The organism is Haloterrigena sp. H1, from assembly GCF_005938085.1.
Taxonomy (GTDB): Archaea; Halobacteriota; Halobacteria; order Halobacteriales; family Natrialbaceae; genus Natrinema.
The window spans coordinates 2,195,166-2,211,229 of the sequence record NZ_SMZK01000001.1; the positions used below are offsets into that span (position 1 = coordinate 2,195,166).

Here is a 16,064-nt window from a genome sequence, read left to right on the forward strand (position 1 = left end):
ATTTACAAGCGGTATAGGAGAATGCCCCGGGGCTTGACCCCGAGGCGGTTCACTGAGTAATTCGTAGTGAACTGTTGCACGACGTAGTGTCGCATTGGGATGTGACGAACCCGCGTCAGCCGGCGAGTGCGTGGCTTGGACCACACGTTTATCTCATCCGACCCGATAGGCGACGTATGCACAGCGCGCGAGATCGCATCGAGTACGAACCGTGGCTCGAGGAACTCTCGGAGATCGCCGACCGGCTGGAGCTGACGACGGAGGCGCGGTCGTGTGCAGCCGATCTCTTCCTCGCTGACGTCCCTGACTCCGACCGATCGAAGCGAGCGGTGCTGGCCGCCAGCGTGTACGCCGGCTCGCTCGTCGCCGGTGACGGCCGCACCCAGCGTGCAGTCGCCGACGCTGCGGACGTCTCCCGGCTGTCGATTCAGTCACGCTGGAAGGATCTGCTCGAGTCGGCGGGGCTCGAGCCGCCGCGCTGGTAAGGGTCACGCACGACCGACGCATCTGACGCTGTGAGACAGCGCCGTGACGTGTATCTCTGCGACGAAACCGTTCCAGCGCCGGAGAGCCACATCACTTGTCGTCGCGAACGGCTCCGTGTTCGTCGATCTCGCCGTTGACGATCCGGGTGCTCGAGATGATGTCGCCGTCGTCGGCAAGAACGTGTGGAACGACGACCACCTCGAGAGGGTCATGGCCGCGTTCATGGCGGATCTCGTTGATCTGTGCGCCGCCCTCGCGGGTTTCGGGAGAGACGACGAGATAGTCGAACTGCGGTTCAGTCGCGATTCCTGTCGGCGACTCGAGTTTGCGGATCTCGAACTCGCGGTCGTACTCGGCCGCGATCGGCTCGAGTTCGGTCGCGAGTGTCTCCTTTCGGTCGTCGTGTGATCGGACCTGCCGGTCCGAGCTGCGTGTCTTCGGCGCGAGTTCGTCGCTGGTCAACCCGACCGTCACGTCTCCAAGTTCGAACGCCCGTTTGAACAGTCGTCGATGACCGTCGTGAACGGGGTCGAAGGTCCCACCAAGCGCGACGTCCATACCCCACGTCACTCTCGCGGTCCGTATAAAACGGTCGAATTGCTGTGTTTTCTCACTCACACTCTCGTCTCCCGGTTCCTGCCCTAAGTTCGACGATCGTCGATTGTCCCCTTCGCATTGTTTTTAGTAGTCCCCGACAGTGTCCCCAATATGGGATTAGACGAGGACGCACTGGAGTACCACCGGACGGACCCCCCAGGAAAGATCGAGATTTCGACGACGAAATCGACGAACACGCAGCGTGATCTCGCGCTTGCGTACTCGCCGGGCGTCGCCGCGCCGTGTCTCGAGATCGACGAAGACGAAACCGACGCCTACAGTTACACGGCGAAGGGCAACCTCGTCGGCGTCGTCTCGAACGGTTCGGCCGTGCTCGGACTCGGCGACATCGGCGCACAGGCGTCGAAACCCGTCATGGAGGGGAAAGGCGTCCTGTTCAAGCGGTTTGCCGATATCGACGTCTTCGACATCGAACTCGACGAAGCAGATCCCGACAAACTGGTCGAGGCCATCAAGATGATGGAGCCGACCTTCGGTGGGATCAATCTCGAGGACATCAAAGCCCCCGAGTGTTTCACCGTCGAGGAGCGACTGCGCGAGGAGATCGACATTCCGGTCTTCCACGACGACCAGCACGGCACCGCGATCATCTCCGGTGCCGCACTGCTCAACGCTGCCGACATCGCAGATAAAAATCTCGACGAACTCGAGGTCACGTTCTCGGGCGCGGGGGCAAGTGCGATCGCGAGCGCCCGCTTCTACGTCTCGCTTGGCGTCCAGAAAGAGAACATCACGATGTGTGATTCGACGGGGATCATCACTGAAGAACGCGCCAAATCGGGCGACGTCAACGAGTACAAACAGCAGTTCGCCCGTGACGTTCCCGGGGGAAGCCTCGCGGACGCGATGGATGGCGCGGACGTCTTCGTCGGCCTCTCGGCCGGCGGCATCGTCACCCAGGAGATGGTCGCGTCGATGGCGGACAACCCGATCGTCTTCGCGATGGCCAATCCCGACCCCGAAATCGGCTACGAGGAAGCCAAGGCGGCCCGCGACGACAACGTCATCATGGCCACTGGCCGATCGGACTACCCCAATCAGGTCAACAACGTCCTCGGGTTCCCGTTCATCTTCCGCGGCGCGCTCGACGCCCGCGCCACCGAGATCAACGAGGACATGAAAGTCGCCTGTGCCGAGGCGCTGGCCGACCTCGCTCGACAGGACGTGCCAGACGCAGTCGTCAAGGCCTACGGTGACGAGCCACTGCAGTACGGCCCCGACTACATCATTCCGAAGCCCGTCGACCCGCGTGTGCTCTTCCGCGTCGCACCGGCGATCGCCGAGGCCGCGATGGAATCCGGTGCTGCCCGCATCGACCTCGATCTCGAGGAGTACGAGGAAGAACTCGAGGCCCGACTGGGCAAATCACGGGAGATGATGCGCGTCGTCCTCAACAAGGCGAAAAGCGACCCCAAGACGATCGCACTCGCCGAGGGCGAAAACGAGAAGATGATTCGGGCGGCCTACCAGATTCAGGAGCAGGGAATCGCCCTGCCGATCCTCATCGGCGACGAAGACGAGATCAAGGGAACGGCTGCGAACCTTGGCCTCGACTACGATCCGCAGGTCGCCGATCCATCCGTCGGCGACTACGAGGAGTACGCCGATCGGCTCCACGAACTCCGCGCGCGCAAGGGAATCACGCGAAGCGAGGCCGGCGAACTCATCGAGCACGATACGAACTACTTCGGCAGCGTCATGGTCGAACAGGGCGACGCCGACGCCTTGCTGTCCGGGCTCTCCCATCACTACCCGTCGGCACTTCGCCCACCGTTGCAGGTGATCGGCACCGCTGACGACGTCGACTACGCGGCGGGCGTCTACATGCTGACGTTCAAAAACCGCGTGATCTTCATCGCCGACGCGACGGTCAATCAGGCCCCCGACGAAGACGTGCTCGCGGAAGTCACCAAACAGACAGGCAAACTCGCCCGCCGGTTCAACGTCGAACCCCGTGCGGCCCTGCTCTCGTACTCGAACTTCGGCAGCGTCAACAACGAGGGGACGCGCAAGCCACGCAAGGCGGCCGCGATGCTCCAGGACGACCCCGAAGTCGACTTCCCCGTCGACGGCGAAATGCAGGCCGATACCGCTGTCGTCGAGGACATCCTCGAGGGAACCTACGGCTTCTCCGAACTCGACGAGCCCGCGAACGTGCTGGTCTTCCCCAACCTCGAGTCGGGGAACATCGGCTACAAGCTGCTCCAGCGCCTCGGCGGTGCAGACGCGATCGGTCCGATGCTGGTCGGCATGGACGAGCCGGTCCACGTCCTCCAGCGCGGCGACGAAGTCAAAGACATCGTGAACCTCGCAGGTGTGGCGGTCGTCGACGCCCAGAAAGAGTAACACGTGAACGAGGAGGCCGCCGACCGTCGGGACGAAACGTCCGATCGAGAGGGCGAGACAGCCGATAGTCCGCGGCTCTCCAGACGCCAGCTTCTCTGTACTGCCAGCGCTGCTGGCATGATGGGTCTTGCCGGCTGTGCCGGACGAGCGTATCGCTCGAGACCCAACTGTTCGCCCATCGCTGCCACGATGAATACGGACGAGTACGTGCCGCTTCCGGCGGACGACGAGGTTTCTATGTTTCGACGTGGCCTACGCCGGTATGGCTACTACCCCAACGAAACCGTTCCCGATACCGTCCGCAAAGCGTGGTCGTTTCCGGTCAACCGCATCGGCCACACCGCCGCCAAGTCGACGCCCCGGCCGACGCCCGACGGCGAAACGATCCTCGTCGCCGGCGACACCGGGACGATCCACGCCGTCAGGCCGACCGGTGAGCGACGCTGGACGCTCGAGACTGGTGCCGGTCGCAGCCTCGGCTTTCATGGCACGCCGGCGATCGTCGGCGACACCGCTTACATCGGCGGCTACGACGGCGAACTCTACGCCGTCGATATCCCGTCCGGCGAGCTGATCTGGCAGACCCGACTGCGCGAGTTCGGCGGCTCGATCGCGATCGGCTCGAGTCCCGCCTACATCGACGGCAACCTCTACCTCGTCGCGGAGTACAAGAACCCCGCCAAGGGCGCACTGTGGGAGGTCGACGCCGAAACTGGGAATCCGACCTGGAGCGACGACCGCATCTGGGGGATGCCCCACCCCTCGCCGGCAATCGACTGCGAGGCCGGCAAACTCGTCACCGGCTCCAACGACGGCGTCGTTTACTGCTGGGAGTTTCCCTCTCTCGAGTTCGCCTGGTCGTTTCAGGCTGGCGGCGAGGGTGGCCCCGACGGCAAGCCGATGGCCGATGGGCGATTCCACCTCGGGGCACAGATCAAGGGCACGATCCCGGTCTACGACGGCGCGGCGTTCGTCGGCTCCTGGGACGGTCGCTTCTATCGGCTCGATCTCGAAGACGGCAGCGAGGAGTGGTCGTTCGACACTGGCGACGTCGTCATGTCGAATCCGGCGATCGACCCCGATCAGGGCATCGTCTACGTCGGCGGCGACGACCACCGCGTCCATGCGCTCGACGCTGCAACCGGCGACAAACGCTGGTCAGCGTACGTCGGTGGCCACGTTATCGGCTCGATCACGGCGACCGCCGAGACGATCCTCGTCGGCTCCTATGACACCCACTTGTATGCACTCGACAGAGAGACTGGTGAACGCCGTTGGCAGATCCGAAACCACGGTCACGTGACCAGCGGCGCGATCCCCCACGACGGGCGGCTCTACTATGCCGAGCGCGGCGTCTTCGAGAATTACTACGACGAAGACGAGGAAACCGTGCTCGAGAAGCCCGGCCGTGCCTACTGTTTAGTTCCTGACGAGTGAGGTCGTCTACCGGCAGTTGTCCTCCTTGAATCGCTCGAAGTTCTCGATGGTGATTGCGATTGCGTCCCGATCCGGCAGGTCACGGACTGCGTACGCGGTCGGATAGCGACCGGCTCTGGCGTACGTTTCTGGCTGTGCGATCGCTCGCCGATCGGTCCCGGAATGCCCACGAAGGTACGTCCGGGTGAGCATCGGCTCGACGAACGAGAGCTCCGCAATCCCGTCGCCGTCCGGGTCGGCGGCCCCCCAGATGAGCGTATTCGTAAACGTCCCTCCGTTCATCTCGGGGACGGTGGGATCGACCAGGTGTTCGCCCATGTCGGTGATAACCCGTTCGTCGACGATTGGATTTCGAGCGTATCCCTCGGGAACGTATCTGTCCGGGAGGTCGTAGGTCGGCGCGGCCGGCCCAGTGATCGCGTCGACGGTCTCGGTCGGCAGCATGTGAAAGTGGACGTCGAAATGCGGCACCGTCCAGACGCCGTCCGGCGGATGGCCACCCGGGTTCCAGTTCAGTCCGAGAAACGTAATCGGTGTCGCATCCGTCTCCGGGAACGGAACGAAGAATTCCTGGGACCATTTGTGGTGGATGATCGTCGACTCACCGTTCGGACCGTACTTGTCTGCGTAATCGCCCTCGCCAGAGTTTGCGAGTGCGTCGGCCGATGGGAGCCCCTCGAGTACGGCCCGTTCCATCAAGAGACCATGATATTTCGGGACCCCTGACGGCGTGACAGTCGTAAACGGCGTCGCCTCGCCGTTTCCGAGGCTGACTGATCGTCCCCAGTCGGTGATGCCTGCTGGGGGAAATTTCTCGTTTGTATTCGCGGTTGCCAGTCCACTCAGCCCGATGGCTACGCCACTGGCAGCTACGGTCCCGATAAATTGTCGTCTCCCGCTGTGAAATCGATCGTGGTCAGCGTTCCACTCTCGAGTGTGTTTTCGTGTCATTGGTGACTGAGAGTGCCGCGGTAACGGTCCCTCTCGAGCCCATACCACATGAAGGTGGTAAGGTAACACGCATCATAATCGCCTGATAATCTCGCACCGGTAGATGTGAGCCAGTCCATCGGCAGCTGGCCATCTCGGAGCGTCTATCAGACGAAACCGGTGCTGTACCTTCGCCCTACGATGCTCTTCGGCCACTTCACTCTCCAATCGCTCGAGGGATCGTCAATCACCCTCCATCCGCGAAACCGACGGTTTCGCTTGCTGATGCGATGTCGGGACCGTCTCGAGCCACGCTGCTTCGTCAACACGAGACAATAGCAACCGAATCTCAGGTGGAATTTCGTAGCAGTGCATTCAAGTAGACGCCAAGATTTTGATCTGGTATGCAAGATCAGGGACGCTCTACGCGCAAGCGAACCGGTGGTCGACTGAAGAACGTCCGAAAACGCCGCAAGGACGAACTCGGCCGGCTGCCGACCGAAACGCAGGTCGGCGAGCCGCGGTTCCGAACCATCGACGTTCGTGGCAACGACACGAAGACGCGTGCGCTCGCGACGAACGTTGCAAGCGTCAACAAAGGTGGCGAGACGGTCTCCGCTGAGATCGAAGACGTCGTCGAGAACGACGCCAACCCGAACTACGTCCGCCGGAACATCGTCACGAAGGGTGCCGTCATCGAGACCTCGGAAGGACAGGCACGTGTCACGTCCCGTCCCGGTCAGACCGGTCAGGTCAACGCCGTCCTCGTCGAATAACGCCGACTCTGCCGAACTGAACTGTTTTCAGATTGTTGGTTGTGGCCGGGGAGAGCTATCTCTCCTCGCCAGCCCAGTACAGTCAGCGGTCCCACTGTCACGTGTCCTTCTGGCGCTATGGACACTCGAGTGAGTTAATCTGATAGACAGTTATCGGCGAGGCTCGAGAAGCGAAATAGCGTGACCGAGCAACAAAGCGGACGATGACTGGAAGGAGTTAGGGCCGCGGTGCGGCCTTCTGGAGTGCCGTCTCGGCGATGTTGCCGCCGTAGTCGGCACTTCGGGACAGCGAGTCGACGATCAGTCCGAGCGACTGGGCCTGTGCCGGCTCGAGATCGCGAAGCTTGTCGTCGATTCTGCGGGTGTGTTCGTCGATGTCGACGACAGCGGCGAGCGCGTCGTGGCCGAGCTGGTTCGCTTCGTCGGCGTCCTCGGCGAACAGCGCATCCATCGACTGTTCGAAGACGCTGCCGGCTTCGGCGTGGAGGCCGTTGATCGCATCGGCGACGTCTGCCGGGAGGTCGCCGAGTTTGAGCGCGATGTCGCTGATCTTGACGGCGTGATCGGCGATCCGCTCGAGCTGGCGGGCACTCGAGTGGAAGTCGAAACAGTCCTCGCGCGAGACGCCCAGTTCTTCGACGGCACGGGGTGAGCGAAGCGTCGCGCGGAAGATCCGCGAGACGACGAGCCAGAGTCGATCGACGTCGTCGTCGCGCTCGATCACGTCGTGGGCGATGTCGTCATCGTTCTCGACCAGCGCACGGACGGCGTCTTCGAGCATCGACTGGGCGATCAGCCGCATCCTGGTGACCGCGTTGACGATCGAGAGTTCGGCGGAATCGAGCAAGTCCTGAATCACGACGCTGTCGCTCGTCTCTTGGAGCACTTCGACGCCGACGAGGCGCTGGGTTGCGTCGCGAATCGCGCTGCGCTGGTCGGTCGTGATCCGACCGGCCTCGAGCGTGATGATGTCGAAGCCGCTGACGTACATCGTCATCACGGCCCGCATCAGCTGTTCGTCCTCGAGGCCGGAGACATCGATCGACCCCTCCTGTCGCCGCGTTTCTTGCTCGGGAGTCAAGAGCAATTCGTCGCCTTCCGGATAGAACTCGACCGTCGTCCCACTGCTGACATCGTTGTCAGTCGCCCACGTTTTCGGCAGCGAAACAGTATACGTCGACCCACCAGTCATCTGGACTTTTCGCGTCTCCATATTGGGCCGCTTTCTACTACAACAATATAAATCCACCAGACTATAGAGCGGTATGGTTATAGCGAGGCTGGCGATAGAGCGACCAGAACTCCTGTTTTCGGCACCTTTGGCACGTTATTCCTCTATCGATAACAATTACCAACCATAGGTCTATATAGATATAGTACTTCGTAAATTCTGGTCAGCAGGTCGCTAGCGCAGCTCGTCGAGATCGACGACCGCCTCGAGATCCACCGACATCCACTTTGTCAACCGTTCAATTTCGGAACACTCGCGTGGCGCGATCGTACACCGATCGGGTCCATCCTCGTATCGGACGACGGTCGACTCGAGGGTCAACGTGTCCTGATCGTACTGCGTGGCCGTGGCAAGTCGCTGTCGGGTGGTCCGGTCGTCGTAACCGCTGGTGGATCCGGTCATGGGTTCGGATGGGGTCGCGTATGTGAACCGACCAACGGCACGTACAAAGCCACTGCTAGTTGTACTATTGAGCGGTTTGTATCGGTTCCAGACACTCCATACGAGGATAACAGACGGTCATCGGCGCTGCGCTGCCATGATTTCCAGCCACGAATACAGGACCGTGCGTCTCACGAGCCGACAGCAGGCGGAGAGAGCTATCCAACCCAGCCTGCAAGGGCCGCTACGTCAGAGAATCGGGCCAGCCGTCCAGTGCCGTCCGCATGAACGTCTCGTGAACGTTCGTGGTCGATCCATCCGTGTCGGACTCACATCGCTCATAGCTCCCATCCGAACGCATCACCCATCGGTTCTGATCGTCCGACAGCAACGTCTCGAGGATCGTCTCGAGCCGGTCCTGCAGCCTCGGGGCTTCGATCGGCGCGATCGCCTCGACTCGGCTGTCGAGATTGCGGGTCATCCAGTCGGCCGAACCAATGTAGTAGCGGTCCTCGCCGCCCGCCCGGAAGTAGAAAATTCGGGAGTGTTCGAGAAAGCGACCGACGATGCTGTAGACGTCGATCGTCTCGCTGATCCCCTCGAGACCAGGCCGGAGCCGGCAAATGTCGCGGACAATGAGATCGATGTCGACGCCGGCCATCGATGCCTCGTAGAGTTCACGGACGATTGCGGGATCCTCGAGCCGGTTCATCTTGGCGACGATACGAGCGTCCTCGCCGTTGCGGGCACGTTCGGCTTCGGCCCGAATGAGCTCAACGAAGCGCTCGCGCATGTTTCCGGGCGCGATGAGCAACTTTCGGTAGTCGCGGTGCATCGAGTGGCCCGTAAAGTAGTTGAACAGCCTGACGAGGTCTTGTCCGATGTCCCGGTCAACGGTCAACAGGCCGAGATCTTCGTAGTGCTTTGCGGTCTCGGAGTGGTAGTTGCCAGTACCGACGTGGGAGTACAGCCGCACCCCATCGTCTTCCTCACGGACAACCAGCGACGTCTTCGTGTGGGTCTTGTATCCGATCGTCCCGTAGGCGACGTGAATCCCCTCTTCTTCGAGTTTCTTCGCCCACTCGAGGTTGTTCTCCTCGTCGAAGCGGGCTTTGAGTTCGACCATGACGGCGACCTGCTTGCCGTTGCGCGCGGCCTCGAGCAAACTCTCGATGATCTGTGAATCGCTGGCGGTCCGGTAGATCGCTGCCTTGATCGCGAGGACGTCAGGGTCGTTGGCCGCGGCCTCGAGGAATCGCTGGACGGTTCCCTCGAAGGAGTGGTACGGGTGGTGGACAAGCACGTCGTCGTTGCTGATCACGTCGAAGACGGTCATTCCGTCGTCGGCCCGCTTGAGCCGTGGATGGGGCTGTGGTGACCATTCTGGGAGTTTCAGGTCCGGGTGGTCGAGCTCCGTCAGCTCCGCGAAGTCCCGATAGTCGAGGGGGCCGTCGAGTTCGAACACTTCCCGCTCGTCGAGATCGAGTTCGCGCGTTAGAATCTCGCGGACCGCCTCGGGCGCGTCGCGTTCGATCTCGAGTCGAACGGCAGTCGCGAACCGTCGCTCTTCGATGACCTCCTCGATCATCTCGATCAGATCCTCGGCGACCTCCTCGTTGCGCCGGACCTCTGCGTTGCGCGTGACCCGGAACAGCGCGGTGTCGACGATTTCGACGTCCGGGAAGAGCAACTCGAGGTTGGCTCGAACGATGTCCTCGAGAAGGACGTACCGCGTGTCGTCGCTGAGCTGGACGAAACGGACCTGGTTGCGTGGAATCTTCACTCGCGAGAAGGTGAGTTCGGCATTGGGCCGTTCCCGCGTCAGAACCGCCAATGAGAGGCTCTGATACATAGTGTGAGCGCATACCCGCGTCTTCAGGCGCGGGTCGAGCGGTAGGCATAGTGCGTCCGGGCACGTTGCTACGAACGGCTGGATTTCCCACGTAACTCGGTAGTTTTAAGATCGTCACTCATCATAGTGTGTAGTACGGATGAAGACCACACGACACGCGACTTACAACCTCAACTACCACATAGTGTGGTTGCCGAAGTACCGCAACTCGGTACTGGTTAATGAGGTCGAAGACCGTGTGCGTCGAATCCTCCACGAAATCGCCGACGAGAAAGACTTAGAGAGGCTATGTTGAATCGCCATACGGCGTTGGATTTCACTGTTTGATGGCCTGCTTGATGTTATAGACGACACACATCAAGGCGATTTCACGGAACTCTCGATACCAGGTACGCGCTCGCACGGCGTAGCCGAGCGAGCGCTTGACAGCTGAGTTGACGGTTTCGGCCATTGACCGCTGAGCGTACCGATCGTCGTCAATGCGGGCGTTGTGTGCGTGATCGTACGGTGCGAAGATCCGGTGTTTGATCAGCGGGCGGATGTCGAGTTCACGCAGTCGTTCTCGGAGTTGTTGCTTGTCATAGCCTTTGTCAGCAGCAAGCGACCGCAGATCGCCCGCATTCCGGCGGGCGATCTGCTCGGCGAGGTCTGCGTCGCTCCCTTCTAACGTCGTCGAACAGTGGAGATCGAGAACGGCTTGCGTTGCTGTATCGACGAGCTTTGTGACTTTGAGCGTTTGAACGTGGTAATTCGTTCGGTGGCAGTAGTGGCGGCTCGCACGATCACGTTCGTAGAATGTTGCGTCAATAGCAGCGTGTTCGGATGGATCATGTAGCTGCGCCGACTGGCGCAGCAACACTCGACAGACGCTCATACTGATCCGGTCGAACGCCTTACACAACGTGGATGGTGAGGGGAGATCGGCCGCGCTGAGGCCGATCTCCCCGGTTATTTGTGGCATCTCTTTGAGCAGGTCTATCGTCATCCGGTAGGACGTATCGAGGTAAATCCGCAGACAATGGAGAGAAACGAGGGCATAGTCGGCGAATCCGCCGCCTCCTTCCGGGGCGGCGGATTCGTCTCCATCGCCAGTAACGTTTTGAGCGACCGGGACAACTTCCCCAATGAAGCGGGAGATTTGGGTCATGGACAACTCGACTCTCCCGCTTCAACACCTTTGATTTAGCGACCTATCCCGCTGCCGTCTAGTGATTCAACACAGCCCTTAGAGATTATCGACCTCACGGTCCAATCCGACCACGTTCACTTGTTCGTGAGTAGTCCTCCGAAGCACGCTCCGTCTCTTCTCGCCAACTGGTTCAAGGGCATCAGTTCGCGGAAGTACAATCACCGCTACGCCGACCACGACAACGAGAAAATCAAGTGGTCACGCGGCTACTACGCAGGAACAGCGGGACACGTCTCAAGCGAAACGGTCCAAGACTACATTCAGCGCCACGAGGAGGAACAGTGACCGAACTCACCGAGACGCTGGAACTCAAGCTTGTGGAGCCGAACGTCCACAAGCACCGGAAGCTCTGTGAGACGAAACAGGCGTACCAAGACGCTCTCGAAGCCGCGTTCAACGCTAACTGTACCACCCAGACCGAAGCGAACGACGTGGTGGTTGACTACAACCTGAGCGGCTACGCGAAGAACGCCCTCAAGAAGTACGTCCCACAACTCTGCGGCGGAAGCTACGACGCAAAAGAGCTTCATGACGACCACCCTGTCCGGTTCACGAACGAAGGCCCGAAGCTCGACCACAAGCCACAGAACGCCATCGAGTGGTACGTGAAAATCCCGCATCACGACGACTACAACCTGTGGCTCCCCGCGCAACTGAATCCTGAACAACGGGAGTGGCTGGAAGCGTTGCACGCGGGAGACGCGACGATGGGCGAGTGTCGGTTGTTCGACCGAAACGGTGAGTGGTACTTGCACATCGTCGCAACGCGAGACGTGGAGGAACGGCCCAGTTCGGCGTCCGAAACGCCGATTGGGGTAGACATCGGGGAAGCCTCTTTGTTAACGGTGTGTCACCGTGACGAGCGCGGCTCCCCGGCTACACCCAACCTCTGGAACGACGAAGGTAAGCGAGTCCGACAACTCCGTGAGACGTACTTCACGGCGACCCGACGCCTTCAGAAACGCGGAAGCGAACGTATCACCGAGTCCTACGGTGATTCACTCTGGCGACAGATAGACGACATTCTCCACACGGTCACGTCGGAGGTCGTCGCCTACGCCGACCAATTCGAGAACCCCGTATTGGTCCTCGAAGACCTGACGCACATCCGTGAGAACATGGACTACGGTGCGTTCATGAACCGACGGCTTCACGGGTGGAGCTTCGCAAAGATGCACGCTCAGATTCGGTACAAGGCCGCCGAAAAAGGGATTCGCGTGGAGACAGTGAATCCTGCGTACACCTCGAAAACGTGCCACTGTTGCGGAGAGCAGGGCTACCGCCCCGACCAAGCGACGTTCAAGTGTTCCAACTCGGAGTGTTGGGTCTCGGAGTACCACGCGGACATCAACGCCGCGCTCAATATTGCAGACCGCTACCTCAGCGGAGAGAGCCATTCAAGAGAACACACGGATGGCGATGACTCGGCTGAGGAAGGGGGCCGTTTGATCGGCCCACAAGACAGCCAAGCTGATGCTGAAGCCCAGCAATTGACGCTTGGAGCGTATGCGTCTTGAAACCTGAGGGCCACGCACGGCCTGAAATCCCATGGTGGGATTCCCGCGACTTTCGGCGCGGGAGGAGGTCAATCGAAATGAAGGGGAACGGATGAGCCGGATCGAACGTTAGCGGCGTCAGCGTCGGCAGGACAGAACTCTCGAAGTACTCGCGCAGGTGTTGGCGTTCGGCAGTGGTGAGGTCGTCGTAGTCGACGATGTGAATTCCTTCCCCGCCAGTGCGGGCCGGATCTCCTCGCGATAACACTCGGACTGGCGCTCGAACAACGGTCGGGCCTCCTCGAGGGCCTCAGCCCACTGCTCGCGGGGCGTGCGTCCGTCGGGTGTCTCATCGATAACCCCAGCCGCGATCTGCTGTTTTAGGCCACCGACGCGCTTGCGGAAGAACTCATCAAGGTTCGTCGTGACGATCGCGAGGAACTTCACGCGCTCTAGTAGCGGATTGTCGTCATCGAGTACCTCGTGGAGCACGCGCCGCTGAAAGGCGAGTCCACTGAGTTCGCGGTTTAGATAGTACGACGGCTCCGAGAGATCGACGGCATGACTCGCGGCGTCGGATTCCGTGTCGTCGCCTGCGGTCGTCGCGTCGAGTGCCGCCGATTCGACTTCGTCGGTTGCCCTCAAGTCGGGGTCGGCAGATCGATCGAATCCCCCGTCATCGACTGGATCGAGGCGTGCAGCCGATTCGCTGTCGGCGGGGAGCATCCCGTCTTCAGCGTTCCCGTCCGTCGACTGGTCGGGTGCGCTCGAGTCGCCGTTTTCGCTCGTCTCACCCAGCATCGACCGAAACGCAAACGTATCTCCACCGTCGGCCACCGAGTCGTGCCGTTGGTCGTCCGATTCCACCTTCTCCTCATCGTTCTCGGTCGTGTTTCCATCGCTCATCTGAGTGTCCACCTCAGCTATCGCCAAGCGCGACAATTTTCGCGGCCGAGCGTTCGACGTGATCAGGCCCGGAAACGCTGTGGAAGCGATCGCGTCGAACGTCGTACGCGGTAAGTTCCCCACCGTAGACACAGCCGGTATCGAGGCCGACCGCCCACTCTCGGTCGATCGGCGTATCGAGGACAGTATGGCCGAAAAAGACCCGCGGCTGCCCCTCGTAGGTCTCGAACCAGAACGGACCGTCGTAGCCGTCGCCGTCCGGTGCTCGCATCGTCAGGAGGTCATCGGTGGCGTGTGCCGACAGCGGTCGGTTCGGATCGACGCCGCCGTGGACGACGAGGCCACCATCCCACGAAATCGCCGTCGGCAGTGACTTCAGGTACTGCTGGTCAGCCAGGTCAAGCGACGACAGCGACTTCTCCCCGTCGATAAGCTTCTGCTCGTTGTTCCCTTTCACCGACAGCAGCCGTGGCGACCGCCTGACGCGATCGAGGACGGCCTTGCTCTCCGGTCCCTTTCGAACCAGATCCCCCACGAACACGGCGAGGTCGTTATCGGCAAGGTCGAGCGTCTCTAGAAGGTCCTCGAGCGCGTCCAGACAGCCGTGAACGTCACCGATGACGTAGACGTCGTCCCGTTTCTCGAGATCGATATGTCGGTGGTCGAATGATACCGCGTCGTCGATCGCGAAGTTCCCGGTCGTCACGTGCTTTCTGTTGCAGTGCTCCAGCGAGACCGGATAAGTCGTTTATATGTTCTGTATTGTATACTATGTAGTGCCATATATACGGGATGCCTGTCGACAACTGCGTTGAATTCGGCTGGCAGGATCTCGAGACACGGGGATTTCTTTACCACAGCCACCTCACCACGGGTATGCACGTCGTCGTCAACGCCGCCATGAGTGCGGACGGTAAGCTCTCCTCGCGTCGACGCGAACAGATTGCGATCAGCGGCGAGGCAGACTTCGACCGCGTCGACCGACTTCGGGCGGACAGCGACGCCGTCGTGGTCGGTGTCGGGACTGTCCTCGCAGACGACCCACACCTGATCGTCAAAGACGAAATCTTGCGCGAGAAACGCCGCGACAACGACCGCCCGGCAAACCCCGCGCGTGTCGTCGTGGACTCGAGCGGCCGGACCCCAACAGATGCAGCGATCCTCGACGACGCGGCGACGACGTACGTTTGTCTGAGCGAGGCCGCATCCGTCGAGCGCCGCGCAGCCCTCGCCGATCGGGCCGAGTTGGTCACCGCGGGCGACGAGCGGGTCGATCTCCTCCGTGCGTTCGCAACGCTGCAGGAGCAAGGACTGGAGCAAGTCATGGTCGAAGGCGGCGGCGAACTCATCTTTTCGCTGTTCGACGCCGGGCTGGTCGATGAACTCCGGGTATTCATCGGGCCGAAAATTATCGGCGGCCGCGACGCCCCGACGCTGGCCGACGGTGAGGGGTTCGTCACGGAATTTCCATCGCTCGATCTCGAGTCGGTTGACCGACTCGACGACGGCGTGGTCCTGACCTGGTGCGTCGCCGATCGCTAGACGCGCTATTCGAAGTCCGGCTCTCGGTCCTCGACGAACGCCGACATCCCCTCGCGCTGGTCGTGCGTCCCGAAGAGGCTCGCGAAGGCGCGCTTTTCGTACGCGATACCGCTCTCTTGCGAGCCCTCGTGGGTCTGGTTGATTGCCTGTTTGGCAGTCTGCATCGCAAAGGCCGGCTTCGAGGCGAGACGGGTAGCGAGTTCATCGACGACGTTCTCGAGTTCGTCATCAGCGACGACTTCGCCGACGAGTCCGGCTTCGGCGGCCGACTCGGCGTCGAGGCGTTCGCCGAGGAAGATCATCCGGCGTGCGGTTTCGTCGCCGACCAGCCGCGGCAGCCGCTGGGTGGCTCCCCAGCCGGGAATGATCCCGAGATCGATCTCGGTGTTGCCGATCAGTGCCGACTCGGCCGCGACCCGCAGATCACAGGCCATCGCCATCTCGCAGCCGCCACCGAACGCATAGCCGTTGATCGCGGCAATCGTCGGCGCGGGGAAGGCCTCGAGCGCGTCGGCGACATCGTGGCCGAGCGCACCCCACTCTTCGCCCTCCGCTGTGGAGAGATCCTGCATATACTTGATGTCGGCACCGGCGATGAACGCGTCGCCGGACCCCGTCAGAACGAGCGCGCGAGCGCCCTCTTCGGCGGCTTCCTCGAGTGCTTCACCCATCGCCTCGAGCGTCTCGATGTTCAACGCGTTCAGCGCATCGGGTCGATCGACAGTTAGCGTCGCAACGTCTCCGTCCCACTCGAGTCGGACTGTGTCCCAAGACATACTCCGGCGTTTGACGGCCACCGTCAAATCCTTTCGGACACGGTGACGGTTCGACTGCCCAACGTGCGACCGCGACTGCGATCCCGGCCCCCGTCACA

General features: G+C 61.2%; 13 protein-coding genes and 4 pseudogenes. 8 read left to right on the forward strand and 9 right to left on the reverse strand.

Going from position 1 to position 16,064, the window contains the following annotated elements; genetic code table 11:
* Positions 1 to 176 precede the first annotated feature (176 nt).
* Entirely contained in the window at positions 177 to 485 is a 309-nt protein-coding gene (locus tag E2L06_RS10965; RefSeq protein WP_138781333.1) for a transcription initiation factor IIB family protein, read from the forward strand.
* A 91-nt stretch (positions 486 to 576) separates the two neighbouring features.
* Here the strand turns inward: E2L06_RS10965 and E2L06_RS10970 are convergent, their stop codons facing one another.
* Complete coding sequence (locus E2L06_RS10970; RefSeq protein WP_138781335.1) at positions 577 to 1,044, reverse strand: phosphopantetheine adenylyltransferase; 468 nt, start codon at positions 1,042 to 1,044, stop codon at positions 577 to 579.
* Positions 1,045 to 1,194: 150 nt separating this feature from the next.
* On the opposite strand from E2L06_RS10970, the gene E2L06_RS10975 reads away from it, so the two are divergent.
* Together E2L06_RS10975 and E2L06_RS10980 are read left to right on the forward strand one after the other, a co-directional pair.
* Positions 1,195 to 3,450, forward strand: coding sequence for an NADP-dependent malic enzyme (locus tag E2L06_RS10975; RefSeq protein WP_138781337.1), 2,256 nt, complete (start codon positions 1,195 to 1,197; stop codon positions 3,448 to 3,450).
* Between the two features lie 3 nt (positions 3,451 to 3,453).
* Positions 3,454 to 4,887, forward strand: a complete 1,434-nt coding sequence (locus E2L06_RS10980; protein ID WP_138781339.1) for a PQQ-binding-like beta-propeller repeat protein — start codon at positions 3,454 to 3,456, stop codon at positions 4,885 to 4,887.
* Between the two features lie 6 nt (positions 4,888 to 4,893).
* Here the strand turns inward: E2L06_RS10980 and E2L06_RS10985 are convergent, their stop codons facing one another.
* Positions 4,894 to 5,583 carry a hypothetical protein gene (locus tag E2L06_RS10985; protein WP_249361423.1) on the reverse strand — a complete coding sequence of 230 codons (690 nt, stop codon included), beginning with the start codon at positions 5,581 to 5,583 and terminating at the stop codon, positions 4,894 to 4,896.
* 638 nt (positions 5,584 to 6,221) lie between these two features.
* Here E2L06_RS10985 and E2L06_RS10990 point away from each other — a divergent pair.
* A complete protein-coding gene (locus tag E2L06_RS10990; protein ID WP_138781343.1) occupies positions 6,222 to 6,593 on the forward strand; it encodes a 30S ribosomal protein S8e in 372 nt (123 codons plus the stop codon).
* Between the two features lie 217 nt (positions 6,594 to 6,810).
* On the opposite strand, the gene E2L06_RS10995 is transcribed toward E2L06_RS10990, so the two are convergent.
* The 3 genes and pseudogenes from E2L06_RS10995 to ppk1 all read right to left on the reverse strand — a co-directional run.
* Positions 6,811 to 7,806, reverse strand: coding sequence for a phosphate uptake regulator PhoU (locus tag E2L06_RS10995; RefSeq protein WP_138781345.1), 996 nt, complete (start codon positions 7,804 to 7,806; stop codon positions 6,811 to 6,813).
* A gap of 192 nt (positions 7,807 to 7,998) precedes the next feature.
* On the reverse strand, positions 7,999 to 8,226 hold the full coding sequence (locus E2L06_RS11000) for a hypothetical protein (protein ID WP_138781348.1): 228 nt from the start codon (positions 8,224 to 8,226) through the stop codon (positions 7,999 to 8,001).
* Positions 8,227 to 8,449: 223 nt separating this feature from the next.
* Positions 8,450 to 10,051 (reverse strand): annotated as a pseudogene (gene ppk1, locus E2L06_RS11005) (polyphosphate kinase 1); the annotation flags it as partial.
* Positions 10,052 to 10,196: 145 nt separating this feature from the next.
* On the opposite strand from ppk1, the pseudogene tnpA (E2L06_RS11010) reads away from it, so the two are divergent.
* Positions 10,197 to 10,346: pseudogene (gene tnpA, locus E2L06_RS11010) on the forward strand (IS200/IS605 family transposase); the annotation flags it as partial.
* Between the two features lie 27 nt (positions 10,347 to 10,373).
* Here the strand turns inward: tnpA (E2L06_RS11010) and E2L06_RS11015 are convergent.
* The gene (locus E2L06_RS11015) at positions 10,374 to 11,204 is read right to left on the reverse strand and encodes an IS5 family transposase (protein ID WP_138781350.1); all 831 of its coding nucleotides are present in this window, start codon (positions 11,202 to 11,204) and stop codon (positions 10,374 to 10,376) included.
* Positions 11,205 to 11,282: 78 nt separating this feature from the next.
* On the opposite strand from E2L06_RS11015, the pseudogene tnpA (E2L06_RS11020) reads away from it, so the two are divergent.
* A pseudogene (gene tnpA, locus E2L06_RS11020) lies at positions 11,283 to 11,531 on the forward strand (IS200/IS605 family transposase); the annotation flags it as partial.
* Positions 11,528 to 12,763 carry an RNA-guided endonuclease TnpB family protein gene (locus E2L06_RS11025; protein ID WP_138781352.1) on the forward strand — a complete coding sequence of 412 codons (1,236 nt, stop codon included), beginning with the start codon at positions 11,528 to 11,530 and terminating at the stop codon, positions 12,761 to 12,763. The pseudogene tnpA (E2L06_RS11020) and the gene E2L06_RS11025, both read left to right, overlap by 4 nt.
* A gap of 73 nt (positions 12,764 to 12,836) precedes the next feature.
* On the opposite strand, the pseudogene E2L06_RS11030 reads toward E2L06_RS11025, so the two are convergent.
* Together E2L06_RS11030 and E2L06_RS11035 are read right to left on the reverse strand one after the other, a co-directional pair.
* Positions 12,837 to 13,660: pseudogene (locus E2L06_RS11030) on the reverse strand (polyphosphate kinase 1); the annotation flags it as partial.
* A 1-nt stretch (position 13,661) separates the two neighbouring features.
* Positions 13,662 to 14,354, reverse strand: coding sequence for a metallophosphoesterase (locus tag E2L06_RS11035; RefSeq protein WP_138781354.1), 693 nt, complete (start codon positions 14,352 to 14,354; stop codon positions 13,662 to 13,664).
* A gap of 170 nt (positions 14,355 to 14,524) precedes the next feature.
* Between E2L06_RS11035 and E2L06_RS11040 the strand changes: the two genes are divergently transcribed.
* Positions 14,525 to 15,190 carry a 2,5-diamino-6-(ribosylamino)-4(3H)-pyrimidinone 5'-phosphate reductase gene (locus E2L06_RS11040; protein WP_138781356.1) on the forward strand — a complete coding sequence of 222 codons (666 nt, stop codon included), beginning with the start codon at positions 14,525 to 14,527 and terminating at the stop codon, positions 15,188 to 15,190.
* Between the two features lie 5 nt (positions 15,191 to 15,195).
* Here the strand turns inward: E2L06_RS11040 and E2L06_RS11045 are convergent, their stop codons facing one another.
* Positions 15,196 to 15,966 (reverse strand): enoyl-CoA hydratase/isomerase family protein, encoded by a 771-nt coding sequence (locus tag E2L06_RS11045; RefSeq protein WP_138781358.1) that lies wholly within the window; start codon positions 15,964 to 15,966, stop codon positions 15,196 to 15,198.
* Positions 15,967 to 16,064: the final 98 nt, after the last annotated feature.

Bases quoted from the DNA above. Each gene is read 5' to 3' on its own strand.
- E2L06_RS11015 (WP_138781350.1), bottom strand. From the start codon at position 11,204: ATGACCCAAATCTCCCGCTTCATTGGGGAAGTTGTCCCGGTCGCTCAA.
- E2L06_RS10970 (WP_138781335.1), bottom strand. From the start codon at position 1,044: ATGGACGTCGCGCTTGGTGGGACCTTCGACCCCGTTCACGACGGTCAT.
- E2L06_RS10965 (WP_138781333.1), top strand. From the start codon at position 177: ATGCACAGCGCGCGAGATCGCATCGAGTACGAACCGTGGCTCGAGGAA.
- E2L06_RS11000 (WP_138781348.1), bottom strand. From the start codon at position 8,226: ATGACCGGATCCACCAGCGGTTACGACGACCGGACCACCCGACAGCGA.
- E2L06_RS10975 (WP_138781337.1), top strand. From the start codon at position 1,195: ATGGGATTAGACGAGGACGCACTGGAGTACCACCGGACGGACCCCCCA.
- E2L06_RS10995 (WP_138781345.1), bottom strand. From the start codon at position 7,806: ATGGAGACGCGAAAAGTCCAGATGACTGGTGGGTCGACGTATACTGTT.
- E2L06_RS10990 (WP_138781343.1), top strand. From the start codon at position 6,222: ATGCAAGATCAGGGACGCTCTACGCGCAAGCGAACCGGTGGTCGACTG.
- E2L06_RS10985 (WP_249361423.1), bottom strand. From the start codon at position 5,583: ATGGAACGGGCCGTACTCGAGGGGCTCCCATCGGCCGACGCACTCGCA.
- E2L06_RS11040 (WP_138781356.1), top strand. From the start codon at position 14,525: ATGCACGTCGTCGTCAACGCCGCCATGAGTGCGGACGGTAAGCTCTCC.
- E2L06_RS11045 (WP_138781358.1), bottom strand. From the start codon at position 15,966: ATGTCTTGGGACACAGTCCGACTCGAGTGGGACGGAGACGTTGCGACG.